The organism is Nocardioides sp. P5_C9_2, assembly GCF_054049555.1.
The window spans coordinates 1-5,120 of the sequence record NZ_JBFUMD010000287.1 but is presented as its reverse complement, the minus strand read 5'-3'; the positions used below and the strand labels follow the sequence as shown (position 1 = coordinate 5,120).

Sequence of the window (5,120 nt, the reverse complement as noted above, 5' to 3'; positions counted from 1 at the left end):
CGTCGACCCCGATGCCGAGCACCGCCATCATCAGCACGCCCTGGGCGGCGCCGAAGTAGCCGCCGTAGATCCCGCACGCGAACATCCCCGGCCACACCCACCACGCGCCCCGCTCGGGCAGGCCACCGCTGGCCTCGTGCCGGCGCGCGACGTACGCCGAGATGCGCGGACCGGCCAGCACCAGCAGCACGCCCAGCAGGATGAGGGCCGGGACGACCACCTCGAAGGCGCCCGGCTGCCACAGCAGCAGCGCGCCCCCGACGAGCCCACCGAGACCGGAGGCGCTGGCCAGGTGCAGGAGTCGCGAGCGCTGGCCACGGAGCTCGCGGCGGTAGCCCACCGCCCCGGTGATCGAGCCCGGGACCAGCCCGATCGAGTTGGACACGTTGGCGGTCACCGGGGGAACGCCGAACGCCAGCAGGGTCGGGAACGTGATCAACGTTCCCGACCCCACCACCGTGTTGATGGTGCCGGCCGCCACGCCCGCGAGGGCGATCAGCACGGCTTCGACCCACGTCACGCCGGGGCTGCCCCCGGGGCGCTCGGGTCGGCCGGACCCTCGGTGGAGGCCCGGGTCGGCCGGGCGGCCAGCTCGGCGGCCGCGATGGCCTCCTCGACGGCCTTGCTGGCGTCGCTCAGCTCGGCGTCCCCGGACGGGCTGATGCCGCCCTGCGGCTCGGTGGGACCCATGTCGACGCGGGTGCGCGGCGTGGCGTCCCTCGGGATGCCGGCGATCTCGTGGATCGAGGAGCCGAGGCCCTCCATCGCCTTGGTGATCTCGGAGGGGATGACCCACACCTTGTTGGCGCTGCCCTCGGCGATCTTGGGCATCATCTGGAGGTACTGGTAGGCCAGCAGCGACTGGTCGGGCTGTCCGTCGTGGATGGCCTGGAAGACCGTCTGGATGGCCTGGCCCTCACCCTGGGCGCGCAGGATCGAGGCCTCGCGGTCGGCCTGGGCACGCAGGATCTGCGACTCACGATCACCCTGGGCGTTGAGGATCTGCGACTGCTTGGAGCCCTCGGCGGTCAGGATCGCGGCCTGTCGCTGGCCCTCGGCGGTGAGGATGACCGCACGCTTCTCGCGGTCGGCGCGCATCTGCTTCTCCATCGAGTCCTTGATGGAGGGCGGCGGGTCGATGCCCTTGAGCTCCACGCGGTTGACCCGGATGCCCCACTTGCCGGTCGCCTCGTCGAGGACACCTCGCAGGCCCGAGTTGATCGAGTCGCGGCTGGTGAGCGTCTCCTCGAGGTCCATCCCACCGACGATGTTGCGCAGGGTCGTCATGGTCAGCTGCTCGATGGCCTGGATGTAGTTGGCGATCTCGTACGTCGCGGCGACCGGGTCGGTGACCTGGAAGTAGATGACCGTGTCGATGGAGACGACCAGGTTGTCCTCGGTGATCACCGGCTGCGGCGGGAAGCTCACCACCTGCTCACGCAGGTCGATGAGGTAGCGCATACGGTCGATGAACGGCACCAGGATGTTGAGTCCGGCCGGCAGCGTGCCCTTGTACTTGCCGAAGCGCTCGACGATCGCGGCGCGTGCCTGGGGCACGATCCGGACCGTCTTGGTGAGCAGCACGACGATGAACAGGACGAGCAGCACGAACAGGATCAGCAGTGCTGTGGGCATGTGGTGACTCTCCCCCGTGGACGGTGTTGGTGCGGACGTGGTGGCGTGGTGCGTCAGAACTCGAGCCGGGCGACCGGGTGCACGTAGGCCGTGGCGCCCTTGATGGCAAGGACCTCGACGGTCTCGCCGGCGGGGATGGTCATGGTGTCGTCGTAGGGACGCGCCGACCAGTCCTCCCCGCCGATCTTGATGCGGCCGGTGGACAGGCCGCTCATCTCGGCGGTCACGATGCCCTGCGTGCCCACCAGCTTGCCGTGTCCGAGCTCGAGGTCGGGCCCCGACTCCAGCTTCTTCATCATGGACGGGCGCACCAGGGCCAGCATCGCGACCGACGCACCGGCCGCGCCGAGGACCTGGAGGGCGAAGGGCACGTCGGCCAGCGCCAGGACCATGCCCACGACCGCGCCGATGGCCAGCATCCCCACGATCAGGTCGAGGCTGAACATCTCGACGACCCCGAGCACGATGGCCAGGCCCAACCAGGCCTCCCAGAGGTGTCGCAGCAGCCAGTCCATGACCAGACCCTATCCGGTGGGGCGCAGCCTCAAACGGTGCTTCGACGGGTGCGTCGCCGCGCGGCGTAACGACCGTCCTCGACGCTCAGCTGGAGCGGCATCTGGAAGGTCTCGGAGAGCGCCTCCTCGGTGACCACCCGCTCGAGCGGACCCTGCGCCACGACCCGGCCCTGGCGCAGCATCATCGCGTGGGTGAAACCCGGCGGGATCTCCTCGACGTGGTGCGACACCAGCACCGTCGCGGGCGAGTCGGGGTCGAGCGCGAGCACGCTGAGCGTGGAGACGAGGTCCTCGCGACCGCCCAGGTCGAGCCCGGCCGCAGGCTCGTCCAGCAGCAGCAGCTCGGGGTCGGTCATCAGCGCCCGGGCGATCTGCACGCGCTTGCGCTCGCCCTCGCTGAGCGTGCCGAAGGTGCGGTCCACGAGGTGCGTCGCGCCGACCTCCCGCAGCAGGCTCGCGGCCCGCGCGTGGTCGAGGTCGTCGTACTCCTCGCGCCAGCGTCCGAGCACGCCGTACGACGCCGAGACGACGACGTCGGCGACCAGCTCGCTGCGCGGGATGCGGTCCGCGAGCGCGGCGCTGGTCAGGCCGATGCGGGGCCGCAGGTCGAAGACGTCGACGGTGCCGAGCACCTCGCCGAGGATGCCGGCGACGCCCGACGTCGGGTGGATCTGGGCCGACGCGACCTGGAGGAGCGTGGTCTTGCCGGCGCCGTTGGGACCGATGAGGACCCAACGCTCGTCCTCCTCGACCGTCCAGTCGACGTCCTCGAGCAGCGTCGCCCGACCACGGCGCACCGTGAGACCTGCACACTCGATCACGGCGCTCATGCGGGTCACCCTATCCAGCACGGACCCCGCTCCCGACGACCCCACGTATCCTCGTCAGCCGTGCCACTCGATCTCCCCCTCTCCGGCCGTCTCGCGTGGTGGCTGACCGCCTGGCTGCGCGGCGACGAGGTCACCGACCACGCCCTCGACGCCGTCACCGACGGCGATCTCGGGCACGTGGTCGAGGGACTGGAGGACGTCACGGACGGCTCCGGCACGACGTTGCTCGACGCCTTCGTCGCGGCCCGCCGCGCGGGCGCCGACCGCGCCGGACTCGCCCTCCCGGTGGAGGGGGACCTGCTCGGGCTGGGTGGCCCCCGGGGCCTCAACGACCGGGCGGTGGACTCCGGTGAGGCCGTCGTGCTCGCGTCGTTCGCCCTGGTCCCCACCGTGGTGGGCGAGGTCGTGCGGTGGCGGGCGCTGCCGTCGGCGCCGCGCCAGCTGCCCGACGTGGGCGAGGCGGACCGCGCCCTGCGCGCCGCCCTCGTCGACGCGGCCACCCTCCTCGCCGAGCTCGACGTGGCCCGCTGGCGACCCGAGGTGGCCGACCGGCTGATGAACCTGCGCCACCGTCCCGCGCTCGAGGCGCCCCTCGGCGTGCCGGCCCGGTGCACGGACCTCGCCGCGCGCGGTCTCCAGGGCTGGGCGATCGTCGACCTGGCGCTGGAGGACGACGGCGGCGCGCTGTCGTCGTACGAGATCGGCCGCCGACGCGACGCGCTGACCCCGCTCGAGCGGGCGTCGCGCCGCGCGATCGTGGCGGCCTGCTCGCCCGAGGTGTGGCCGGAGTCCTGAGCATCCCGCACGGCGGGGATAGCCTCGGGCCCGAGATGACCGACGTGGACGAGCAGCCCAAGACCCTCCTGGTGACGCTGACCGGCAAGGACCGGCCCGGCGTGACGTCCGCGATGTTCGCGACCCTCTCGGCCGCCGGCGTCGAGGTCGTCGACATCGAGCAGATCGTGCTGCGTCGCCGGCTGGTGCTCGGGGTGCTCATCACCGCACCGCGGGACTGGAAGAAGCTGCGCGACGCCATCGAGGAGACGGCGTCCGCCCTCGGCATGCAGGTCGAGGTCGACCGCGGGCTGGGCGACAACCGGGAGCGCCGCTCTGGCCGCTCGCACGTCACCGTGCTGGGTGCCCCGCTCCGCGCGGCGGCGATGTCGGCCATCGCCGGCCGGATCGCGGACTGCGGCGCCAACATCGACCGCATCGAGCGGATGGCGCGCTACCCGGTCACCGCCATCGACCTGGCCATCTCGGGGGTCGAGCCCGAGGTGCTGCGCCCCCTGCTCGCGGTCGAGGCCGCCGCCCAGGGCATCGACATCGCCGTGCAGCCGGCCAGCCTGCTGCGCCGCTCGATGCGGCTGATCGTCATGGACGTCGACTCCACCCTCATCCAGGGCGAGGTCATCGAGATGATCGCCGCCCACGCGGGCTGCGAGGCGGAGGTCGCCGCGGTCACCGAGCGGGCGATGCGCGGAGAGATCGACTTCGAGGAGTCGCTGCGCGAGCGGGTCGCGCTGCTGGAGGGGGTGCCCGAGGCGGCGCTCGACGACGTCTACGGGTCCATCTCGCTGGCCCCCGGCGCCCGCACGATGGTCCGGGTGCTGCGCCGGCTGGGCTACCGCTTCGCGATCGTGTCGGGCGGCTTCACGCACATCACCAGCAGGCTCGCCGCCGACCTCGGCATCCACTACTCGCGGGCCAACGAGCTCGAGATCGTCGACGGCCGGCTCACCGGCCGTGTGGTGGGCGCCGTCGTCGACCGCGCCGGGAAGGCCACCGCGCTGCGCGAGTTCGCGGCCGACATCGGGGTGCCCGTCGACGCCACCATCGCCATCGGCGACGGAGCCAACGACCTCGACATGCTCAACGCGGCCGGGCTCGGCATCGCGTACAACGCCAAGCCGGTCGTCCGCGACGCGGCCGACGCCGCGGTCAACGTGCCCTACCTCGACACCATTCTCTACCTGCTCGGCATCTCCCGCGAGGAGATCGAGGCGGCGGACGCCGCCGACGGCATCGTCACGCCGGCTCCCCCGATCTGACCCGATAGAGGTCACGCAGCAGGCAGACCTCGGCCCCGTGGTGGAAGGCCTCGACGCTCATGTAGAGCACGACACGGGCGACCGGGGCG

Annotated in this window: 6 protein-coding genes; 2 read left to right on the top strand and 4 right to left on the bottom strand. The window is 72.1% G+C overall.

Annotated elements, in window-relative coordinates:
• The 4 genes from ACXJKL_RS14110 to ACXJKL_RS14095 form a co-directional block, all read right to left on the bottom strand.
• The coding region (locus tag ACXJKL_RS14110; RefSeq protein WP_457207676.1) for a sulfite exporter TauE/SafE family protein at positions 1 to 520 on the bottom strand (520 nt) is incomplete at its 3' end.
• Positions 517 to 1,635: an SPFH domain-containing protein gene (locus ACXJKL_RS14105; RefSeq protein WP_457207675.1), complete on the bottom strand. Its 1,119-nt coding sequence runs from the start codon at positions 1,633 to 1,635 to the stop codon at positions 517 to 519. The genes ACXJKL_RS14105 and ACXJKL_RS14110, both read right to left, overlap by 4 nt.
• A 53-nt stretch (positions 1,636 to 1,688) precedes the next feature.
• On the bottom strand, positions 1,689 to 2,150 hold the full coding sequence (locus tag ACXJKL_RS14100) for an NfeD family protein (protein WP_457207674.1): 462 nt from the start codon (positions 2,148 to 2,150) through the stop codon (positions 1,689 to 1,691).
• A 29-nt stretch (positions 2,151 to 2,179) separates the two neighbouring features.
• On the bottom strand, positions 2,180 to 2,980 hold the full coding sequence (locus tag ACXJKL_RS14095; protein WP_457207673.1) for an ABC transporter ATP-binding protein: 801 nt from the start codon (positions 2,978 to 2,980) through the stop codon (positions 2,180 to 2,182).
• A gap of 60 nt (positions 2,981 to 3,040) precedes the next feature.
• Between ACXJKL_RS14095 and ACXJKL_RS14090 the strand changes: the two genes are divergently transcribed.
• Together ACXJKL_RS14090 and serB are read left to right on the top strand one after the other, a co-directional pair.
• Positions 3,041 to 3,775, top strand: coding sequence for a hypothetical protein (locus ACXJKL_RS14090; protein WP_457207672.1), 735 nt, complete (start codon positions 3,041 to 3,043; stop codon positions 3,773 to 3,775).
• Positions 3,776 to 3,810: 35 nt separating this feature from the next.
• On the top strand, positions 3,811 to 5,031 hold the full coding sequence (gene serB, locus ACXJKL_RS14085; RefSeq protein ID WP_457207671.1) for a phosphoserine phosphatase SerB: 1,221 nt from the start codon (positions 3,811 to 3,813) through the stop codon (positions 5,029 to 5,031).
• The last annotated feature ends 89 nt before the right edge of the window (positions 5,032 to 5,120 follow it).

Excerpts from the sequence above, each read along its gene's own strand:
- ACXJKL_RS14105 (WP_457207675.1), bottom strand. The coding sequence starts at position 1,635 with ATGCCCACAGCACTGCTGATCCTGTTCGTGCTGCTCGTCCTGTTCATC.
- ACXJKL_RS14100 (WP_457207674.1), bottom strand. The coding sequence starts at position 2,150 with ATGGACTGGCTGCTGCGACACCTCTGGGAGGCCTGGTTGGGCCTGGCC.
- ACXJKL_RS14095 (WP_457207673.1), bottom strand. The coding sequence starts at position 2,980 with ATGAGCGCCGTGATCGAGTGTGCAGGTCTCACGGTGCGCCGTGGTCGG.
- serB (WP_457207671.1), top strand. The coding sequence starts at position 3,811 with ATGACCGACGTGGACGAGCAGCCCAAGACCCTCCTGGTGACGCTGACC.